Raw genomic sequence first — 19,544 nt, 5'->3', positions numbered from 1 at the left:
GTGCAGGCACTTGCACATCAGCAGCAGCTCTTCATGGTCGAGTCGGACCAGGTGTACCGCGCATGGATAGATGCACTGCACCATGCGCGCAGCTACCGCTACGGCATGCGCTGGACCTCGTCGAAAGGGCTGCAGTATCTGGTGCGTCTGCATGATGCACGCGGCAATGGCAAGTCACTCGGCCCGCGCAATGCAGATACCGAGGCGCTGTTCGCGGCGTTTTCCGAGGGGAAGGTGAGGGCCGAGGCCCGTTTGAAGTCGCTGGCTGCCCGGATGAAGGAGCAGGCACGGCTCAATCGGGCCGCGCGGCTGGGGCGTTTGCCGAACATCGTCGGCGACATCCTGCTCGGGTTGGCGGCGGCGCGGATGGAGCACGATTTTTGCGTCGTCGGTACGCATGCAATCCACGGTTTCGAAGCGATGGCCGGCGTGCATTGCCGCATGGAGCTGCTGGCCTCGGGCGATGTCGATCTGCTCTACGATCCGCGCCGGCAGCTTTCCATCGTTGCCCGAAAGCTCGATGGGAGCGGTCTGCTCGGACTGCTCCGGAAAGTGGACCCGAGCTTCGCACCGTTGAACGACCAGCCTTTCCGTGCGGCCAACGACAAAGGTTTCATGGTCGATCTGGTGATTCCAGAGCGAGATCTTCGCGATGCAGCGGAAGTGACATTCGGCCAGAACGATCTTGTTGCAGTCGAGATTCCGAATCTGCATTGGCTGGTCAATGCGCCCAAGTACGATGCTGTCGCCGTGGCGGCCGACGGGCGGCCGGTGATGATGCGGGTACCCGATCCACGCGCCTTTGCCTTGCATAAGGCGTGGTTGTCGGAAAGGCCTGATCGGGAGCCGGTCAAGAAATCCCGCGATCGTGCACAGGCCGTGCTGGTCACGCAGATGATCCTGTCCTGGCTGCCCGCGTTCGAGTTCGACCCGGCACGGCTGCGCTACTTCAGCGCGGAGATGCTGCAGCAGGCGCAGTCCGTACTCGGGCAGGAAGCGGACATTCGCCTGCCGGGCCTGATGTTCTGAGGCTTCACGCCTGCCGGTCTGCCGTCTCCCGTGTCTGCAGTTCCTTCGGCAGCGGGAAGGTGATTTTTTCCGGCACGCCGTCCAGGTTGCGCACCGAGCCGCCGCTGAGTTCCTTCAGCCGCGCGATGACTTCGGCGACCAGCACTTCCGGCGCCGAGGCGCCGGCGGTGACGCCGATGCGGCGCTTGCCTTCGACCCAGGCGGGGTCGATGCCAGCCGCGTTGTCGACCAGGTAGGCCGGCACACCGCGCAGTTCGGCGACTTCGCGCAGGCGGTTGGAATTGGAGCTGTTGCGGGAGCCGACGACGAACACCACGTCGGCGTGCGGCGTCATGAACTTGACCGCGTCCTGGCGGTTCTGCGTGGCGTAGCAGATGTCGTCCTTCTTCGGCCCGACGATGCTGGGAAAGCGTTCGCGCAGCGCGGTGACGATGGCGGTGGCGTCGTCGACCGACAGCGTGGTCTGCGTGACGTAGGCCAGCAGTTCCGGGTCGGCGACCTGCAGGTGGGCGACGTCCTCGGGGGTTTCGACCAGATGGATGCCGGTCTTGACCTGGCCCATCGTGCCTTCGACCTCGGGGTGGCCCTTGTGGCCGATCATGATGATCTCGCGCCCTTGTTCGCGCATGCGGCCGACTTCGATGTGCACCTTGGTGACCAGCGGGCAGGTGGCGTCGAACACGCGCAGGCCGCGCTGCTCCGCTTCGTCGCGCACGGCCAGCGACACGCCGTGGGCGGAAAAGATGACGGTGTTGCCGGCGGGGACTTCGTCCAGTTCCTCGACGAAGATGGCGCCCTTGTTGCGCAGGTCGTCGACGACGAACTTGTTGTGCACCACTTCGTGGCGCACGTAGATCGGCGCGCCGAAGCGCTGCAGCGCGCGTTCGACGATCTCGATGGCGCGCTCGACGCCGGCACAGAAGCCGCGCGGGTTGGCCAGCAGGATTTCCTTGTCGCTCATGTTCGCATCTCTGTCGGGGTTGGGGCGGTGCTCACGACACGCCGATCACTTCCACCTCGAAACGGATGGATTTGCCGGCGAGCGGGTGGTTGAAGTCGATCAGCGCCGACTGTTCGTCGATCTCGCGCACCAGGCCGGAGTAGCGCGAGCCGTCGGGCGCGGTGAATTCCATGATGCTCATTGCTTCGATGTCTTCGTCGGGCATGTGTTCGCGCTTGACGCGCTCGATCAGCTCCGCACGGTGGGGGCCGAAAGCCTGTTCTGCTTCGAGCTCGAAGACGTGGTGGGTACCGGGCGAGAGGCCGATCATCAGCTGTTCCATGGCCGGCAGCATTTCGCCGGCGCCGAGTTGCAGCGTGGCCGGGGTGGCGTTGAAGGTGCTGATCAGCGGCTGGCCGTTGGGCAGCGAGATGCGGTAGTGCAGTGTGACGAGGCTGTTGGCCTGGACGGTCTGGCTCACGATGGCTTCTCCGGGGACGGCGGACGGCCATGGCGGAACTGTCCCCACAGCATCAGCACCACGCCGACGGTAATGGCCGAGTCGGCCAGGTTGAACGCGGGCCAACTGTAGCCGGCGTAGTGGAAATGCAGGAAGTCCACCACCGCGCCATGCACCAGGCGGTCGTAGACGTTGCCGACGGCGCCGCCGATGATCATCGCAAACGCCGTCGGCAGCAACGTTTCGGTGCGATGGCGCCAGGTCTCGACCAGCAGCCAGCTGCAGATGATCGCAGCCAGCCCGGTGAAGAACCAGCGCTGCCAGCCGCCGTGGTCGGCCAGGAAGCTGAAGGCCGCGCCGGGGTTGAATACCAGCACCAGGTCGAAGAAGCCGGTGACCGGCACCACCTGGCCGAGGTGCAGGCTGTCCAGCACCCATTGCTTGCTGAGCTGGTCGAGCACCGCGACCACGATGGCGAGTGCGGCCCACAGCGCCATCCTGGCCGCTGCAGGCGGGGTGGAGGCTTTGTGCATTGCGGGCAATACCTTAGGCATGGCTGCGGGTTTCGCCATCGCCGAACAGGTTGCTCACGCAGCGGCCGCACAGCGTCGGGTGTTCGGCGTGTTTGCCGACCGATTCGACGTAGTGCCAGCAGCGTTCGCATTTCTGCGCTTCGCTCGGCGTGGCGGCGATGCGCTCGTCTTCGGCGCTGGCGGCCTCGCTTAGCGTGGCGGCCGAGGTCATGGTGACGAAGCGCAGATCCTCGCCGAGGCTGTTCATGGCGGCGAATTTGTCGACGCTCAGCGCCAGTGCGAGTTCGGCCTGCAGCGACGAACCGACCCTGCCTTCGGTGCGCAGCGCCTCGATGACCTTGAGGCCGTCGGCGCGCACGGCGCGGATGATTTCCCAGCGCGCGACCAGGCCGGCTTCGCCTTCCTGCGCCGGTAGCGCATGGAAGCTGTGCAGCATGATGCTGTCCGGCTCCTCGCCGTCCTTCGCCGGATTCAGGCTGGCCCAGGCCTCCTCGGCGGTGAAGGACAGGATCGGTGCCATCAGCTTCAGCAGGGTCTGGGTGATGTGCCACAGCGCGGTTTGCGCGGCGCGGCGCGGCAGGCTGTCGGCGCCGGTGGTGTACAGGCGGTCCTTGAGGATGTCGAGGTAGAAGGCGCCGAGATCCTCGGCGCAGAACACCTGCAGCGCCTGCACGATGCGGTGGAATTCCATCCGCGCATAGTCGGCTTCGGCCTGCTGCGCCAGCTTGCGGGTGAAGGCCAGCGCGTAGCGGTCGATGTCCAGCCACTGTTCGAGCGGCACCGCGTCGCGGCCGATGTCGAAATCGGCGGTGTTGGCGAGCAGGAAGCGCAGCGTGTTGCGGATGCGGCGGTAGACTTCGACCACGCGGTCGAGGATTTCCTTGGAGATCGACAGTTCGCCGGAATAGTCGGTCGAGGCCACCCACAGGCGCAGGATTTCGGCGCCGAGCTTGCCGGTGACTTCCTGCGGCACGACGACGTTGCCCAGCGACTTGCTCATCTTGCGGCCCTGGCCGTCGACCGCGAAGCCGTGGGTCAACAGGCTGCGGTAGGGCGCGTGGCCGTCGATGGCGCAGCCGGTCAGCAGCGAGGAATGGAACCAGCCGCGGTGCTGGTCCGAGCCTTCGAGATACATGTCGGCGCGCGGGCCTTCGGGGTGGCCGTCGTCGTGCGAGCCGCGCAGCACGTGCTTGTGCGTGGTGCCGGAATCGAACCAGACGTCCAGCGTGTCGCTGATCTTGTCGTACTGCGCGGCCTCGGCGCCGAGCAGCTCAGAAGCGTCGAGCTTGAACCAGGCTTCGATGCCTTCCCGTTCCACGCGCTGGGCGACTTCTTCCATCAGTTCGACGGTGCGCGGGTGCAGTTCGCCGCTTTCCTTGTGCAGGAAGAAGGGGATCGGCACGCCCCAGTTGCGCTGGCGCGAGATGCACCAGTCCGGCCGGTTGGCGATCATGGCGTGCAGGCGGGCCTGGCCCCAGGCGGGGAAGAAGCGCGTGGCCTCGACCGCGCGCAGCGCGCGTTCGCGCAGCGTGGAGCCGTCGGCGACCGTCCTGTCCATGCCGACGAACCACTGCGCGGTGGCGCGGTAGATCAGCGGCGTCTTGTGGCGCCAGCAATGCATGTAGCTGTGGGTGATCCTGGCTTCGGCGAGCAGGCTGCCGACTTCGCGCAGTTTGTCGAGGATCGCCGGGCCGGCTTTCCAGATGTTCAGTCCGCCGAAGAAGGGCAGGTCGGCGGCGAAGTGGCCGTCGCTGGTCACCGGGGTGAGGAATTCGTCGCTCTGCATGCCGTTGGCGCGGCAGGACTGGAAGTCGTCCAGGCCGTAGGCCGGCGCGCTGTGCACGATGCCGGTGCCCGCGTCCAGGGTGACGTAGTCGCCCAGGAACACCGGCGACTCGCGGTCGTAGAATGGGTGGCGGAAGCGCACGCGGTCCAACTGGGCGCCCTTCACCGAGGCGACGATGCGCCCATCGAGGCCGTAGCGCTCCAGGCAGGCGGCGACCAGGTCGTGGGCGAGCAGCAGGTAGCGCTCGCCGGTGTCGACCAGCGCGTAGTCGAATTCCGGATGCAGGTTGAGCGCCTGGTTGGACGGGATGGTCCACGGCGTGGTGGTCCAGATCACCGCCAGCACCGGCTTGGCCAGCATGCCCACGCCGAAGATGTCGGCCAGGCGCTCGGGTTCCGCGCAGGGGAAGCCCACGTCGATGGCCGGCGACTGCTTGTCGGCGTATTCCACCTCGGCCTCGGCCAGTGCCGAGCCGCAGTCGAAACACCAGTTCACCGGCTTCAAGCCCTTGAACACGTAGCCGGCCTTGACCATTTCCGCCAGGGCGCGGATTTCACCGGCTTCGTTGGCGAAGTTCATCGTCAGGTAGGGATTGTCCCAGTCGCCCAGCACGCCCAGGCGGATGAATTCCTGCTTCTGGATCTCGACTTGCTCGGCGGCGTAGGCGCGGCACAGTTCGCGCACCTTGTCGGCGGGCAGGTTCTTGCCGTGGGTGACTTCGACCTTGTGTTCGATCGGCAGGCCGTGGCAGTCCCAGCCCGGCACGTAGGGCGCATCGAAGCCGGCCAGCGTCTTAGAGCGGACGATGATGTCCTTGAGGATCTTGTTCAGCGCATGGCCGATGTGCAGGTTGCCGTTGGCGTAGGGCGGGCCGTCGTGCAGCACGAACTTGGGCCGGCCGGCGCTGGCCTTGCGGATGCGCTGGTAGAGCCTGCGCTGTTGCCAGTCGGCAATCCAGCCCGGCTCGCGCTTGGGCAGGTCGCCGCGCATCGGGAAGGAGGTGTCGGGCAGGTTGAGCGTCTTGCGGTAGTCGGCCATGGCGGGAAGGTCGGTCTCGTGGGTCTGTGGGGCGCGGGCAGTTTGCTTTGCAGGCGTCAGGGTTGCAGGCGGTCGGGATTGTCGGCGAGCCACTGGCGTGCGCTGTCGGCGTCGAGCGCGATCTGGGCGCGCAGCGCGTCGAAGGATTCGAATTTTCGTTCGGCGCGCAGCTTGTGCAGGAAATGGACACGGATGTGGGCGCCGTAGCATTCCCGCGTCCAGTCGAAGAGATGCACTTCCAGCCGTGCGCGGCCGCTCGACGTGGCGGTTGGACGCACACCGACGTTGGCGACGCCGGCGACAGGGCCGTCCGCCAGGCCTTCGACGCTGACCGCATAGACGCCGGTGAGCGCCGGGCGGCGGTGCTTCATCTGGATGTTGGCGGTCGGGAAGCCGATCTGGCGGCCGAGCTTGTCGCCGTGGCTGACGCGGCCGGCGATGCTGTAGGGGCGGCCGAGCAGGTGCGCGGCATGGGCCAGATCGTCCGCGGCGAGGGCGTAGCGCACCGCGGAACTCGATACGCGCTCGCCAGCTACCGCCAGCGTGGGCATGGATTCGACGGTGAAGCCGTGCTGCGCGCCGGCAGCCTGCAGCATGGCGAAGTCGCCCTGGCGGCGCGTGCCGAAGCGGAAGTCGTCGCCGACGAACAGGTGGCGCACGGCGAGGCCGCGTACCAGGGTGTCATCGATGAAGGCTTGCGCCGACTGCGCGGCAAGGCGGGCGTCGAAGCGGCAGATGTAGGTCCGATCGACGCCGGCGGCGCCGAGCAGCAGCAGCTTCTCGCGCAGCGAGGCAAGGCGCGCAGGCGCATCTGCAGGGGCGAAATACTCGCGCGGATGCGGCTCGAAGGTGAGCACCACCGCCGGCAGGCCGAGTGAACGTGCCTTGTCGGTAAGCAGCTTGAGCAGCGCCTGGTGGCCGAGATGGACGCCATCGAAGTTACCGATGGTGAGTACCGTGGCCGTGTCGGCATGCTCGGGAATCCCGCGAAAAACCCGCATAAGCGCCTGAAAAAGGCGCAATTATAACGGCAAAGTACAGGCTTTGCCGATTCGGCTGCGTGCTGGCGGCCGCGCTCAGCCCAGACTGGCGACGCGGGCCGGCCCGGCCGGCGGGTTGGTTTCGAAATAGCGCTTGATGCCGCGCAGCAGGGCGTTGGCCATCTTGTCCTGGTAGGCCTCGTCATTGAGCCGGCGCTCTTCCTGCGGGTTGCTGATGAAGGCGGTCTCGACCAGCACCGAGGGGATGTCGGGCGCCTTCAGCACCGCGAAGCCGGCCTGTTCGACGTCGGATTTGTGCAGGCGGTTGATGCCGCCGATCTCGCCGAGCATGGCGCGGCCGAGCTTGAGGCTGTCGTTGATCGTGGCGGTCTGCGACAGGTCGAGCAGGGTGCGGGCGATGTGGCCGTCCTGGCGGGTGAGATTGACGCCGCCGACCAGGTCGGCGTCGTTTTCCTTCTGCGCCAGCCAGCGCGCCGCGGAACTGCTGGCGCCGCGCTCGGACAGCACGTACACCGAGCTGCCGTTGGCCTCGGGCTTGACGAAGGCGTCGGCGTGGATGGAGACGAACAGGTCGGCGCGCACCTTGCGCGCGCGGGCGACGCGCTGCCCGAGCGGGACGAAGTAGTCGCCGTCGCGCGTCAGCACTGCGCGCATGTTCGGCTCGGCGTCGATCTTGCGCTTGAGGCGGCGGGCGATGGACAGCGTGACGTTCTTCTCGTAACTGCCGGCCCGGCCGATGGCGCCGGGGTCTTCGCCGCCGTGGCCGGGGTCGAGCACTACGGTGTACAGACGCTTGACCGCCGGTTCGGCGCGGCGGGCGGTGCTGCGCTGCTGCGGCGCCGGGCGGGTGTTGGCGGTGCTGGCCTGGCTGCTGCTCTGCGCCGTGTCGCCGGCGGCGGCGTCCATCGGCGAGTCCTTCATGATCAGCGCCAGCAGCGGGTCGTGCTCTTCGGTCGGGTGCAGGTCGAGCACCAGGCGGTGGCCGTAGTCGCCGACCGGCGCCAGCGTGAACACCTGCGGATTGATCGGCGCCTTCAGTTCGACCACCACGCGCACCACGCCGGGGCGGTTCTGGCCGGCACGGATCAGGCGGATGTAGGGGTCGGAGTCCAGCACCTTGGAGGGCAGGGACTGCAGCACGCTGTTCAACTGCACGCCTTCGAGGTCGACGACGAGGCGGTCCGGGTTCGGCACCAGCATGTGCGTGTAGCGCAGGCTGCTCGCGCCTTCGAGCGTGATGCGGGTGTATTCCGGCGAGGGCCAGACGCGCACCGCGAGCAGGCTGGCGGGCGCGGCGAAGCCGGCCGGGCTGACCAGCAGCGCCAGCGTGGCGCCGGCGAACTTCAGCAGGCTGCGGCGATCGGTGCCGCGGCGGCCGGCGTCGGTTTCTGAATTCAATCCGGTTCGGGCGCCGGGTTCGCGCCCCGCAATGCTCTCACCAGTTCGATCACGCATGTTCGCCCCGCATCCGTCCTTCCGTCGATCTCCACAAATCGCCCTGCATCCCGCGCGTCGAGCCGGATTTCGACGTCGGGAAGCGGCAAATGTGGAAGGGCCTTGTCCGGCCATTCCACGATGCACACGCCCTGATCGGCGAAGTATTCGTCCAGCCCCGCGTCCGAGTATTCGTCGGGCGAATTGAAGCGATAAAAATCAAAGTGATATAAGTTTAATCTAGAAACTACGTAAGGTTCAATCAAGGTGTAGGTCGGACTTTTCACCTTGCCTTCGTGACCGAGTGCACGCAGCAGCCCGCGAGTGAGCGTGGTCTTGCCCATGCCGAGGTTGCCTTGCAGCCAGATCTTCAGTCCCGGGCGCAGCACTTCGGCCAGCGCGGCGCCGATGGCTTCGGTATCCGCTTCGGTCGGCAAGTGCGCGCGCAGGCAGGCGCCGTTATCATCGGCAGCGTTGAGCAACTCGATCATGGAATCCTCTTGTCGATGGCGGTGAAGGGCTTGGATTCAGGCTTGGACGTGGGGCAGGTTAACGGGCCGGCTGCCACGCTGGACGGCGGCGCCTTGCTGGCGAGCATCCGCCAGTGGGCGGTGGAGCTGGGCTTTGGCGCCGTCGGCGTCGCCGGCGTGGATCTGGGCAGCGCCGAACCCGGACTCGCCGCCTGGCTGGAAGCCGGTTTCCACGGCGAGATGGATTATATGTTGCGCCACGGCATGAAGCGCGCCCGGCCGGCCGAACTTCAGCCGGGCACCTTGCGCGTGATCAGCCTGCGGCTCGACTACTGGCCCGGCGCGGCCGAAGCCCGTGCCACGCTGGCCAACGGCACGCGCGCCTATGTGTCGCGCTATGCGCTGGGACGCGACTACCACAAGGTGCTGCGCAACCGGCTGCAGAAGCTGGCCGAGCGCATCACCGCCGAAGTGCCGCACACCTACCGGGTGTTCACCGACTCCGCGCCGGTGCTGGAAGTCGAACTGGCCAGCCGCAACGGCCTGGGCTGGCGCGGCAAGCACACCTTGCTGCTGGATCGCGGCGCCGGCTCGTGGTTCTTCCTCGGCGAAATCTTCACCGACCTGCCGCTGCCGGTCGATGAGCCGGTGCAGCCGCGCTGCGGCCGCTGCACCGCCTGTATCGACGCCTGTCCGACCGGCGCCATCGTCGCACCCTACCGCGTCGATGCGCGACGCTGCATCTCCTACCTGACGATCGAGCTGAAAAGCGCGATTCCGGAGGAAATGCGGCCGATGCTCGGCAACCGCATCTACGGCTGCGACGATTGCCAACTGGTGTGCCCGTGGAACCGTTTCGCCAGGATGACGAAGGAACCGGATTTCGCGCCGCGCCATGGGCTGGACAGCGCCGGCCTGGCCGAGCTGTTCGCCTGGAGCGAGGCGGACTTCGCCGAGCGTACCGCTGGCAGCCCCATCCACCGCATCGGCCACGAGCGCTGGCTGCGCAACATCGCCGTGGCACTGGGCAACGCGCCGACCACGGCGGAAGTGCTGGCCGCGCTGCAGTCCCGCGCCGACCATCCGTCGGCGCTGGTGCGCGAGCACGTTGCCTGGGCGCTGGCGCAGCATGGCCGCCCGGCAGCCGGCTAGGCGCCCCCGGCTAGGCGCCCCCGGCTAGAATCGCCGCCTGATGCCTTTCACCGCCAGACCCGGACAGCCCATGGAAGACCGCCTCGAATCGCTCGAAACCAAGATGATGTCGGCCGAGGACCAACTCGACGAACTGAACCGCACGGTGTGGCGGCAGCAGCAGGAACTGGACCTGCTGCGCGAACATGTGCGCCAGCTCGCGCAGCAGCTCAAGACCATCCAGCCCGGCGCCCCCGGCCGGCCGGAAGACGAGATCCCGCCGCACTGGTAGCGCCAGGCCCGACTGGCGTCATTGCGGCTGGGCTTCTGCCTGCTTCCTGGCCGCCGCCTGTGCGGTGGGATTGGGCGTGGGCTCGCCGATCTTGTGCAGCGTGTTGTGATCCGTGTGGCGGAAGGGTTCCGCCTGGCCCGGGATGATCAGCACGGTTTCCTGCTCGTAGGACCAGGTGCCGTCGGCGTTGATCGACACCGTGATGGTGTAGCTGTCCGTTCTGAATGCGTACTCCAGGAAGGGATTCGACACGATCCCATTCATCTCGGAGCCGCGCACCGCCTGCAGGCGGAAGGACTTCGCGTCCGCCGCGGCCTTGCCGACGGCCATCGCCGCCTGCCCGCGCGGTATCGAAAGCGTCTGGATCACGGCGCCGGTCGCCGGTTCCCACAGCCAGTAGCCGACCTGGTCGTGAAAGGTCTCGACGTCGTCGGGCTTGACGATGCGCGTGTGGTAGCGCAGGCCGTAGAACAGCTGCGGCCCGTTGGTCTGGGCGTCGATGGGCTGCAGTTCGATGCGCTCGATGAAGGCCTGCCGTTCCGGGCCGTCGGCCTTCGGATTGACGTCGAGGCCGATGGCGCCGGTCCAGATGCCCGCCATGCCGGTCAGCGGCCCCAGATTGGCAAGCGTATCGGGGTCTGGTTCGGGTTCGGTGTAGATGTCCTTGGGAAAGTCTGTCATGGCCGGTTCGGGAGAGATGAAAAACCGTGAAGCTTGCCACAGCCGCGCGGGCTCCGGTACGCCTCACAGCAGCGCGCCGGTCACGCGCGCGATGGTGTCGCCGAAGACACTGGTCAGGATCACCACGATCGGCATGCCGTAGCAGAAGGTGTACATCGCCCGGCGGATGCGCCGCGTGGCGGTGGGCAGCTCGAGATAGTAGCCGCAGACGATGCGGACCTTGAGCCCCATCACCAGCGCGACCAGCACCGTGACGCCGAAGCCGTGGCCCTGTCCTCCGCCCAGCATCGCGCCACCCACGCTGAGCAGCACGAGGCCGAACCAGGCCAGGTCGAGTTTGCGGGTTTCGCTCATGTCGTGCTCTCCGTTTTCATCGCAGCACGTAGAACAGCGGGAAGATCATCAGCCAGATGATGTCGGTGGTGTGCCAATACACCGCGAAGGATTCCAGGCCGGAGTATTCCTCGGCCGAGTAGGTGCCGGTCACGGTGCGCAGCATCACCCAGATCATGCCGAGCAGGCCCCAGAAGACGTGGATCAGGTGGTTGAAGGTCAGGTAGTAGTAGGTGACGATGAACATGCCCGCTTCGCCGTTGAGGCCGTGGGCGAGGTTCCAGCGCACTTCGAACAGCTTGATGACCGGATAGCCGACGCCGAACACGAAGGCGCCGATCAGCCAGCGCAGGCAGGCGCTTTGCCGGTTTGCGCGCATCGAGTGCACCGCGCGGGCCACGCACCAGCCGCTGGTCAGCAGCATCAGCGTGTAGCCCGTGCCGGCCAGCAGCGAAAGCTGCTCGGGGCCGGCGTGGAACACTTCGGGGTAGTGGGCGCGGGCGATGAAATACACCGCGAACATCAGCGCGAACTCGGTGACTTCGCAGAAGATGCCCACCCACATCGCCTTGCTGCCGGGGATGCGGCCGCCCGGGATAGGGCCGCCCGGGGGAGGGCCTTCGGCGGGCGGGGAGTGCGGCAGGGCGGTGGCGGCGTATGACATGGCAGTGGCGCAGACAGGCATGGGGCGTGGAGAATCACGATCTTCCGCCGGTCCGGGCGCGTGCGCCTTGACCCAGGGTAAATTGCGCCGCGCGGTGCGATACTTGCGGCCACTTTCAGTGGGAGTCCAGGAAATTGAAGAGGATCATGCTGGGCGCCATCGGCGCCGCATCGCTGCTGCCGTTCTGCGCGCAGGCCGAAACCGTCGGTGCCGTGGATACGGCGTTCAAGTTGATCGGCCGCAACCACCAGATCGTCGTCGAGGCTTTCGACGATCCGAAGGTGAAAGGGGTGTCGTGCTACGTGTCGCGTGCCCGCACCGGCGGCATCAAGGGTTCGCTGGGACTGGCGGAGGATACGGCCGACGCTTCCGTGGCCTGCCGCCAGGTCGGCGAAATCAGCCTGATCGAAGCGCTCAAGCCACAGGAGGAAGTGTTCTCCGAGCGTTCGTCGATCCTGTTCAAGAAGGTACGGATCGTGCGCATCGCCGACGCCAGGCGCAACACGCTGGTCTATCTCGTCTATAGCGACCGGCTCATCGACGGCAGCCCGCAGAACAACGTCACTGCCGTGCCGCTGCCGGCGGGGGTGCAGCTCAGGCTGCGCTGACGGATGAGAATTTTTACGTTTTCCCGACATTCGCTCGGGTAATCTGACACGCCTGTTTTTCATCCATGCTTTCGCCCTGAGGAAAAAGCCCATCGTGTTCGTTTCCGACCGCCGCCAGTGCGCCCTGTACTGGTTCCTCACCTGGATCGTCTTTGCCCTGCACCTGGGCCGCTTCTTCGATTTCGCCGCGCCGTCCGGATTGCTGGTGTATCAGCTTGCCCTCGTCGGCAGCTATGCCCTGCTGTTCGTGGCGCCGGTATGGCTCGTCGTCCATGTCGCGGGCCGTTTCGCCCCCCGGCTGGCGGCGGTGCTGGCGGTGGTGCTGGCCGGCGTCGTGCAGATCGCGCTGTTTGGCGATCACATGCTATGGACGCTGTATGGCTTCCATCTCAACGGCTTCGTGTGGAACATCCTGACCACGCCGGGGGGCATCGCCGCACTGGGCTCGTCGGCTTCGACCGAGCGCGACTTCGCGCTGCTCGCCGCCGGCTTCCTCGTGCTGCAGATCCTGGTTTTCCTTGCCGCACGCCTGCTGGCGCGGGGCTCCGTGCCCGTGCCGCGACTGGCATGGGTGCTGCCCCTGTTCCTCGTCGTCACCGTCGGCGAGCGCCTGGGCTATGCGGTGAGCCATTTCTACGGTTACACGCCGCTGCTGGAAAACGCCCAGCGCGTGCCTTTCTACCAGCCGCTGACGATGCGCGGCCTGTTCGAGAAGCAGTTCGGCTGGGAGCGTCCGCAGCGGCTCACGCTGGCGACCGCCAAACTCGACGGCAACCTGCGCTATCCGCAGGCGCGGCTGCGCATCGAGCCGCCGGCCAGACCGCTGAACATCGTCTGGCTGGTGGCCGAGTCGTGGCGCGCGGACACGCTCGATCGGCGCGTTATGCCGCAGATGCATGCGCTGGCCGAGCGGGCGCAGCACTTCACCCGCCATTTCTCCGGCGGCAACGGCACCCGCATCGGCGTCTTCAGCCAGTTCTACAGCCTGCCGGCGAACCTGTGGTTCCCGGTGCTGGACGCGCGCGTCGGCAGCCCGCTGATCCAGGCGCTGCAGCATCAGGACTATCAGATCCGGCTGTTCACCAGCGCGCGTTTCACCTACCCGGAATTCGACAAGACCGTGTTCGTCGACGTGCCGCGCGAGCAGATGGTGGAGGATTCGGAAGGCGAAACCTGGATGCGCGACCGCCGCAACGTCGACCGCCTGATCGAGTTCGTCGACCAGCGCGATCCCGCGCGTCCGTTCATGACCTTCCTGTTCTTCGAGTCGCCGCACGCCAACTACAACTTCCCGCCCGAGTCGGCGATCGAGCCGGGCTATCTCGAAGATTTCAGCTATGCCGACATGGAGCTGCGGCGCGACATCGGCGGCATCCACAAGCGCTACATCAACGCGGTCCACCATCTCGACAGCCAGCTCGGCAAGCTGATGGTGCATCTCGAACGCCGCGGCCTGCTCGACGACACGCTGGTGGTCATCACCGGCGACCATGGCGAGGAGTTCATGGAAAAGGGCCGCTGGGGGCACAACTCCACCTTCGTCGATGAGCAGGTGCGCGTACCGCTGCTGCTGTGGGTGCCGGGCCGGGAGCCTCGGCGCATCGATGCCCGCACCAGCCATGCAGACCTGCTGCCGACGATCCTGCCGCTGCTCGGCGTCACCAATCCGCCGTCCGACTACGCCATCGGCCACAGCCTGTTCGACCCGCAGCCGAACCGCGTGCTGCTGGCCGGCGACTGGGACCGCCTGGCTTTCCTGGGCGAGGATTACAAAGTGGTGTTGCCCTTCGGCAGCGGCAGCTTCACCGCGATACAGGTCAGCGGCGCCGACGACCGGGTGCTGGTCGACGAATCAGCGGTGCTGCGTGCGACGTTGCCGACGGTGCAGGGCGAGATGGGACGGTTGAGGCGTTTCCTCGGCCATTGAGGGCCACGCCCGAAGGACTGTGCGGTCTGTGCTTTCAGTGGCGGCGGGGCCTCAGCCCGCCAGCCATCGCCCCAGCGCGGCGACTTCGGCGGGGATGTGCTGCGGCGTCCCGCCATCGAGCACGATGCGTTCGATCAGGCGTGTCAGCACCGCCTCCAGCGGCAGCGAAGGGCCGAAATGCAGCGGCTCGCCATGCCTGAAGATGGCCAGCGTGGGGAAGCTGTCGAGGTCGATGTCGCCGACGATCTCGGCATCGTCCTCGATGTCCGCCCACGCCGTCAGCATGTCCGGATGGGCGGCGGCGATGCGCTCCAGCGCCGGCTGGAATTCGCGGCAGGTGCCGCACCACTCCGCGCACAGTGCGATGACGACCAGCGGGCCGTCGGCGAGGCGGGGGTGGCTGAGGAGGGTCTTGAGCGGAAGTAGCGCGGACATCAGGGATTCGCTTGCGCGGCCCCGTGTTTGGCTCGAGCGGCTGCCGGCCTGTTCGGGAAGAAGCTCACCTTTTGCGCCACCACGCTGTCGCGCATTTTGGCGATGTGCGGCTTCATCGCGCCGACCACGTGCATTTCGCAGCGCTTGCAGTCAAAGCGCAGCGTCAGCGTCTCGTTGCCGTTGACCAACTGCATCGGCTCGGGGCGGATGCCTTTCACTTCCTTCGGGCACAGGTTGAAGCTGTAGCGCAGGCAGTGCTTGGTGATCATCAGCGAGACTTCGTCGGTGCGCTGGTTTTCCTCGAAGGCGGCGTCGATGAGCTTGACGCCGTGGCGGGCGTAGAATGCGCGCGCCCTGTCGTTGAGGACGTTGGCGAGATAGCTCAGCGCGTCCTGCGGATAGGGTACCGGCGGCTCGATCGGCGCGGCGCGCGGCGGGCGAGGATGGGCGGCGAGCCGCGCTGCTTCCAGCCGTTCGACGGCATCGCGGCGCAGCGCGTTGAGCTGGCCGGCGGGCAGGAAGGGCATCGCCGGCAGCGCCAGCGTCAGCTCGTCGAGCACGAACAGGGTGTTGCCGAGCTTGCCGACGTGCTCGCGCAGCGTGGTCCGGGCGCGTTCGGCGTTCTGCGCCGGCTCGAAGGCGGCGGCGAGCGTGGCGGTGGCGCTGACGCCGTCCTCGTCGGTGAGCGTCAGCGCGAAGCCGTCATCGGTGGCGGCGAAATGCGCATCGACGCGGATGCGGCGCTCGGCGGATTTCTTCTCCAGCGCGCGCTCGAATTCGTGGTCGTGGTTGCGGAACACCGAAGTGCCGGGCACCAGCTCGGGCGGCAGGGCGTCGGCCGGGAAGATGCGGTCGATGCCTGCGCCACCACCATCGGGCTGCGAGCGATTGACCCGCAGGCCGGCCAGCTCACCCTTCGGGCCGTACCAGGTCAGGCCGTCGGCATTGTGGATGGGCGCGCTGCGCTCGATGTCGAAGAATTTGCGGCCCTTGGTATCGATCTTCGTCACCCGGCCGATCGGTTCGCCGACGAATTTGGGCGACTCGAAGGCCTCGATGCCGTGCCGGCGTTCGTTGGCGAAGTAGTCGGTGTAGCCGCGGTTGAAGGTCTTGTCGGCCTGCGGCGTGAACAGGAAGGTGGTGCGCCCGCTGGAGGCACGCCGATAAACGGGGCCGTCCGCATCGGGATGCTCGATGATCTCGTCGAGCAGCGTGCGGTAGTGGGCGGTGATGTTCTTGACGTAGGACAGATCCTTGTAGCGGCCTTCGATCTTGAACGAACTGATGCCGGCCGCCGCCAGCGCGCGCAGGTTGGCGCTCTGGTTGTTGTCCTTCATCGACAGCATGTGCTGCTGGTTGGCGATGGTGTTGCCGTCCTTGTCCTTGAGGTCGTAGGGCAGGCGACAGGCCTGCGAGCATTCGCCGCGGTTGGCGCTGCGGCCGGTGTGGGCGTGGCTGATGTAGCACTGGCCGGAGAAGGCCACGCACAGCGCGCCGTGCACGAAGTATTCGAGCTGACAGGAGGTGGCGGCGGCGATCTTGCGCACCTCGGCCAGCGACAGTTCGCGTGCCAGCACGATCTGCGAGAAGCCCACGTCCTGCAGGAAGCGCGCCTTGCTGGCGTCGCGGATGTCGGTCTGCGTGCTGGCGTGGAGCTGGATCGGCGGCAGGTCGAGTTCGAGCAGGCCCATGTCCTGCACGATCAGCGCGTCCACGCCGGCGTCGTACAACTGCCGGATCAGCTTGCGTGCCGGTTCCAGTTCGTGGTCGAACAGGATGGTGTTGGTGGCGACGAAGACTTCGGCATGGTAGCGGTGGGCATGCGCCGCCAGCCGTGCGATGTCCTCGACGCTGTTGTCGGCCGCCGAACGGGCGCCGAAGGCGGGGCCGCCGATGTACACCGCGTCCGCACCGTGGTTGATGGCCTCGATGCCGAAATCGGCGGTCTTGGCCGGGGCGAGGAGTTCGAGGGTGTGGCGAGGGCTCATGGTGCGCTTCGTCGGCGTTCGGTACGCAAACGCCTGATTGGAAAGGCCGCGATGATAGCAACAGGCCAGTGTGCTGACGAGCAGCAGGCCGTTGCGGAATGCATTCAGGCCTGCCCGGCGGTGCGGCGTCTGGACAGCACGACCGGGATCAGCACGAGCAGGCCGATGGCGTCGGCGACCCAGTCCCACGGGTCGGCGGTCCGGTAGCCGGTCTGGCCCTGGGCGATTTCCATCGCCGCACCGTAGAGCAGCAGGCCGATGGCGATGCGCAGCGGGTGATCCGGCCAGCCCGCCACCGCCAGCAGCGCGAGTGCGGCGAACAGCGCTGCATGTTCGATCTTGTCCTGCGAGGACACGATCTGCACGATGTCGGGTGCCGGCATCAGGGCGAGATAGAGCACGGCGATGAGTGCGGCGACGAAGGCGAGGCGGAAGATCGTGCGAACGGATGAGGTCATGGGCAGTCGGACGAAATGGTGTGGGCCGGTATCGAATGGAATGAGGGGAGGCTGAAGGAATGAGGGCGATGAAAGGATTTCGCGGTCTGGTGTCGGCGGCCGTGCTTGCCGCCGGTGTGTTCGTCTGCGGGCCAGTGCTTGCGGCCGATGCCGTGCTGCGTACCGAGTCCGGCCAGGTCAGGCTGGTCGAAGTGGCGCGCGGCCTGGATACGCCGTGGTCCATGGCCTTCCTGCCCGACGGTCGCCTGCTGCTGACCGAGCGGCCCGGCCGCATGCGGCTGGTGGGCGCGGATGGTACGGTCTCGGAACCGCTGGCGGGCGTGCCCGAAGTGCATGCGCGCGGACAGGGCGGCCTGCTGGACGTGGCCTTGAGTCCGGATTTTGCAACAGACCGGACGATCGTGTTTTCGTTCGCGCAGCCGACCGCTGCCGGTGCACGCACCGCCGTCGCGCGGGCGCGGCTGGATGCCGAGGCGTTGAAGCTGGACGACGTGAAAGTGATCTTCGCCCAGAACGAAGACCCTTCGGGCAACCATCACTGGGGTTCGCGGCTGGTGTTCGACCGCGAAGGCCGGCTGTTCGTCACGCTCGGCGACCGTTTCCATTCGCGCGACCGTGCCCAGGCGCTGGACAGCCACCTCGGCAAGATCGTGCGTATCGATCTGGATGGCGGCGTGCCCGGCGACAATCCGTTCGCGCGCCAGGCGGAGGGCGCAGCGAAAGCGCAGCCCGAGATCTGGTCCTGGGGCCACCGCAACGTGCAGGGCGCGGCGCTCCATCCGCTGACCGGCGAGCTGTGGGCGCACGAGCATGGCCCGCAGGGAGGCGACGAGTTGAACCGGGTGCTGCCGGGCCGCAACTACGGCTGGCCGGTGATCACCTTCGGGCGCGAATACGTGGTCGGTACTCGTATCGGCGAAGGCACGGAACGTGCCGACGTCGAGCCGCCGATCAAGCAATGGACGCCGTCGATCGCGCCGTCGGGCATGGCTTTCTACACCGGCGACGTGTTCCCGCAGTGGAAAGGCAACGTGTTCGTCGGCGCGCTGAAGTTCCAGTTGCTGGCGCGCCTGGTGCTGGAGGACGGCAAGGTGGTGCATGAGGAACGGCTGGACATCGGCAGGCGCATCCGCGACGTGCGCCAGGGGCCGGATGGCCATCTGTGGCTGCTGGACGAAAGCGATGGGCGGGTGTTGCGCCTGGACCCCGCCTGAGCGCTTTTCGTGCGTTTTTGTGTAATGATCGCGCGCTCTTCAAACCACACCACTTCAATCCGGAAGCGATCGATGGAAAGCCCGTTCAAAGGCAAGACCGGCCTGCGCAGGGTATGGAACGCCTTTCACTATTCACTGGATGGGCTGGGGGCAGCCTGGCGCCACGAGGATGCCTTTCGCCAGGAGGCGCTGCTGACGCTGCTGATGGTTCCGCTGGCGCTGTGGCTGGGGGAAAACGCGGTCGAGCGCGTCCTGATGATCGGCAGCGTGCTGTTGGTGCTGATCGTGGAGCTGATGAATTCCGCCGTCGAGGCGACGGTGGACCGCGTGTCGTTGGAACGTCACCCGCTGGCCAAGCGCGCCAAGGACGTCGGCAGCGCCGCGGTCATGGTCGCCCTGATCAACGTCGCGGTGGTGTGGGGGCTGGTGCTGCTGGGCTGAATGCCCGGGGGTGTCCGGGCCGCGCGCTTGCGGGCTCGCCCTTTGCCCGTCAGCTTGGGTCTTGTGGGCCTGGCTGGGGGTTCAGGCGGTTTTCGGGCCCCAACTGCGGACCGGCCCGGTGTCGATATGGACGAAGTCCGAATCCGGGTAATAGCCCACGCCACCGGCTCCCAGCGCCAGGGCGGCGTCGCGCAGGCGTGCGGTGTCGCAGCCGACCAGGCGGACGTCGACCGCCTTGCCGTCCATGTGCAGGCTGCGCTTGGCGACGCCACCGCCGCCGGTGCGGCGCAGCATGTTGTTGGTCTTGGGCGAGCGGTACCCCGAGATGATTTCGAAGGTACCCCCGCCACACGTCACACTCAGCGTGTGGAGGATGTCGTAGAGTCGGGGGTCGATGCGGGCGATTTCACCGGTGCGGAAATCGCGGAACAGCCGGTTCAGGCTCCGCAGTGCGGGTTCGACGTAGCCATTGCGGTTGCGGTACAGGGCTTCGAGCCGTTCGTCGGTGTGCGTGTGGCGGAAGGCCAGATGGCGGTCCGTGGCGGCATGGGCGGATGCGAAGGGCAAGGCCAGCGGCAGCGTGGAAAGCCCTTTCAGGAACAGGCGGCGATGCGCGCAGGCATGATGGTGGGAAGTCGAGACCATGGATATTCTTCAACCGGCACAAACAGACTCGAAGGC

The 19,544-nt window shown here is 66.8% G+C and carries 21 protein-coding genes; 7 read left to right on the top strand and 14 right to left on the bottom strand.

Going from position 1 to position 19,544, the window contains the following annotated elements; all coding sequences use genetic code 11:
- Positions 1–1,029, top strand: a complete 1,029-nt coding sequence (locus tag TBU01S_RS00905; RefSeq protein ID WP_068634753.1) for a GSU2403 family nucleotidyltransferase fold protein — start codon at positions 1–3, stop codon at positions 1,027–1,029.
- A gap of 4 nt (positions 1,030–1,033) precedes the next feature.
- Here TBU01S_RS00905 and ispH read toward each other — a convergent pair whose 3' ends face one another.
- From ispH to tsaE, 7 genes are all read right to left on the bottom strand, one after another.
- Positions 1,034–1,990: a 4-hydroxy-3-methylbut-2-enyl diphosphate reductase gene (gene ispH / locus TBU01S_RS00900; protein ID WP_068634752.1), complete on the bottom strand. Its 957-nt coding sequence runs from the start codon at positions 1,988–1,990 to the stop codon at positions 1,034–1,036.
- Between the two features lie 31 nt (positions 1,991–2,021).
- On the bottom strand, positions 2,022–2,450 hold the full coding sequence (locus tag TBU01S_RS00895; RefSeq protein ID WP_068634751.1) for an FKBP-type peptidyl-prolyl cis-trans isomerase: 429 nt from the start codon (positions 2,448–2,450) through the stop codon (positions 2,022–2,024).
- Positions 2,447–2,962: a signal peptidase II gene (gene lspA, locus TBU01S_RS00890; RefSeq protein WP_439654536.1), complete on the bottom strand. Its 516-nt coding sequence runs from the start codon at positions 2,960–2,962 to the stop codon at positions 2,447–2,449. The genes TBU01S_RS00895 and lspA overlap by 4 nt, the downstream gene beginning before the upstream one ends.
- A gap of 13 nt (positions 2,963–2,975) precedes the next feature.
- The gene (gene ileS, locus TBU01S_RS00885; RefSeq protein ID WP_068634749.1) at positions 2,976–5,786 is read right to left on the bottom strand and encodes an isoleucine--tRNA ligase; all 2,811 of its coding nucleotides are present in this window, start codon (positions 5,784–5,786) and stop codon (positions 2,976–2,978) included.
- A 56-nt stretch (positions 5,787–5,842) separates the two neighbouring features.
- Positions 5,843–6,787 carry a bifunctional riboflavin kinase/FAD synthetase gene (locus TBU01S_RS00880; protein WP_068634748.1) on the bottom strand — a complete coding sequence of 315 codons (945 nt, stop codon included), beginning with the start codon at positions 6,785–6,787 and terminating at the stop codon, positions 5,843–5,845.
- A 75-nt stretch (positions 6,788–6,862) separates the two neighbouring features.
- Positions 6,863–8,242, bottom strand: a complete 1,380-nt coding sequence (locus tag TBU01S_RS00875) for an N-acetylmuramoyl-L-alanine amidase (protein WP_068634747.1) — start codon at positions 8,240–8,242, stop codon at positions 6,863–6,865.
- Positions 8,182–8,712 carry a tRNA (adenosine(37)-N6)-threonylcarbamoyltransferase complex ATPase subunit type 1 TsaE gene (gene tsaE / locus TBU01S_RS00870; protein WP_068634832.1) on the bottom strand — a complete coding sequence of 177 codons (531 nt, stop codon included), beginning with the start codon at positions 8,710–8,712 and terminating at the stop codon, positions 8,182–8,184. Before tsaE ends, TBU01S_RS00875 begins: the two co-directional genes overlap by 61 nt.
- A 30-nt stretch (positions 8,713–8,742) precedes the next feature.
- Between tsaE and queG the strand changes: the two genes are divergently transcribed.
- Together queG and TBU01S_RS00860 are read left to right on the top strand one after the other, a co-directional pair.
- Positions 8,743–9,843: a tRNA epoxyqueuosine(34) reductase QueG gene (gene queG, locus TBU01S_RS00865; RefSeq protein WP_245650807.1), complete on the top strand. Its 1,101-nt coding sequence runs from the start codon at positions 8,743–8,745 to the stop codon at positions 9,841–9,843.
- Between the two features lie 70 nt (positions 9,844–9,913).
- Positions 9,914–10,114 carry a SlyX family protein gene (locus TBU01S_RS00860; RefSeq protein WP_068634745.1) on the top strand — a complete coding sequence of 67 codons (201 nt, stop codon included), beginning with the start codon at positions 9,914–9,916 and terminating at the stop codon, positions 10,112–10,114.
- Positions 10,115–10,132: 18 nt separating this feature from the next.
- Here TBU01S_RS00860 and TBU01S_RS00855 read toward each other — a convergent pair whose 3' ends face one another.
- The 3 genes from TBU01S_RS00855 to TBU01S_RS00845 all read right to left on the bottom strand — a co-directional run bounded on the left by TBU01S_RS00855 (position 10,133) and on the right by TBU01S_RS00845 (position 11,693).
- Positions 10,133–10,795, bottom strand: coding sequence for an FABP family protein (locus TBU01S_RS00855; RefSeq protein ID WP_068634744.1), 663 nt, complete (start codon positions 10,793–10,795; stop codon positions 10,133–10,135).
- A gap of 63 nt (positions 10,796–10,858) precedes the next feature.
- Positions 10,859–11,149 carry a hypothetical protein gene (locus tag TBU01S_RS00850; RefSeq protein WP_068634743.1) on the bottom strand — a complete coding sequence of 97 codons (291 nt, stop codon included), beginning with the start codon at positions 11,147–11,149 and terminating at the stop codon, positions 10,859–10,861.
- Between the two features lie 16 nt (positions 11,150–11,165).
- Positions 11,166–11,693 carry a cytochrome c oxidase subunit 3 family protein gene (locus TBU01S_RS00845; RefSeq protein WP_068634742.1) on the bottom strand — a complete coding sequence of 176 codons (528 nt, stop codon included), beginning with the start codon at positions 11,691–11,693 and terminating at the stop codon, positions 11,166–11,168.
- Between the two features lie 233 nt (positions 11,694–11,926).
- On the opposite strand from TBU01S_RS00845, the gene TBU01S_RS00840 reads away from it, so the two are divergent.
- On the top strand, positions 11,927–12,400 hold the full coding sequence (locus tag TBU01S_RS00840; protein WP_083953393.1) for a CreA family protein: 474 nt from the start codon (positions 11,927–11,929) through the stop codon (positions 12,398–12,400).
- Between the two features lie 94 nt (positions 12,401–12,494).
- A complete protein-coding gene (locus TBU01S_RS00835; protein ID WP_068634740.1) occupies positions 12,495–14,327 on the top strand; it encodes a sulfatase-like hydrolase/transferase in 1,833 nt (610 codons plus the stop codon).
- A gap of 51 nt (positions 14,328–14,378) precedes the next feature.
- Here the strand turns inward: TBU01S_RS00835 and TBU01S_RS00830 are convergent, their stop codons facing one another.
- The 3 genes from TBU01S_RS00830 to TBU01S_RS00820 form a co-directional block, all read right to left on the bottom strand.
- A complete protein-coding gene (locus tag TBU01S_RS00830) occupies positions 14,379–14,762 on the bottom strand; it encodes a thioredoxin family protein (protein WP_068634739.1) in 384 nt (127 codons plus the stop codon).
- Complete coding sequence (locus tag TBU01S_RS00825; protein ID WP_068634738.1) at positions 14,762–16,750, bottom strand: peptidase U32 family protein; 1,989 nt, start codon at positions 16,748–16,750, stop codon at positions 14,762–14,764. The genes TBU01S_RS00830 and TBU01S_RS00825 overlap by 1 nt, the downstream gene beginning before the upstream one ends.
- 104 nt (positions 16,751–16,854) lie before the next feature.
- Positions 16,855–17,208 carry a VanZ family protein gene (locus TBU01S_RS00820; RefSeq protein ID WP_068634737.1) on the bottom strand — a complete coding sequence of 118 codons (354 nt, stop codon included), beginning with the start codon at positions 17,206–17,208 and terminating at the stop codon, positions 16,855–16,857.
- 68 nt (positions 17,209–17,276) lie between these two features.
- Here TBU01S_RS00820 and TBU01S_RS00815 point away from each other — a divergent pair, with 68 nt between their 5' ends.
- Positions 17,277–18,422 (top strand): PQQ-dependent sugar dehydrogenase, encoded by a 1,146-nt coding sequence (locus TBU01S_RS00815; protein WP_245650806.1) that lies wholly within the window; start codon positions 17,277–17,279, stop codon positions 18,420–18,422.
- 72 nt (positions 18,423–18,494) lie between these two features.
- Positions 18,495–18,863 carry a diacylglycerol kinase gene (locus TBU01S_RS00810; protein ID WP_068634736.1) on the top strand — a complete coding sequence of 123 codons (369 nt, stop codon included), beginning with the start codon at positions 18,495–18,497 and terminating at the stop codon, positions 18,861–18,863.
- An 81-nt stretch (positions 18,864–18,944) separates the two neighbouring features.
- Here TBU01S_RS00810 and mepK read toward each other — a convergent pair whose 3' ends face one another.
- Entirely contained in the window at positions 18,945–19,508 is a 564-nt protein-coding gene (mepK, locus tag TBU01S_RS00805; protein WP_068634735.1) for a peptidoglycan L,D-endopeptidase MepK, read from the bottom strand.
- Positions 19,509–19,544: the final 36 nt, after the last annotated feature.

It is taken from the genome of Thauera butanivorans NBRC 103042 (assembly GCF_001591165.1).
In the GTDB taxonomy this organism is placed as follows: domain Bacteria; phylum Pseudomonadota; class Gammaproteobacteria; order Burkholderiales; family Rhodocyclaceae; genus Thauera; species Thauera butanivorans.
The sequence above is the reverse complement of the archived record's forward strand: the minus strand, read 5'-3'. Positions and strand labels throughout refer to the sequence as shown.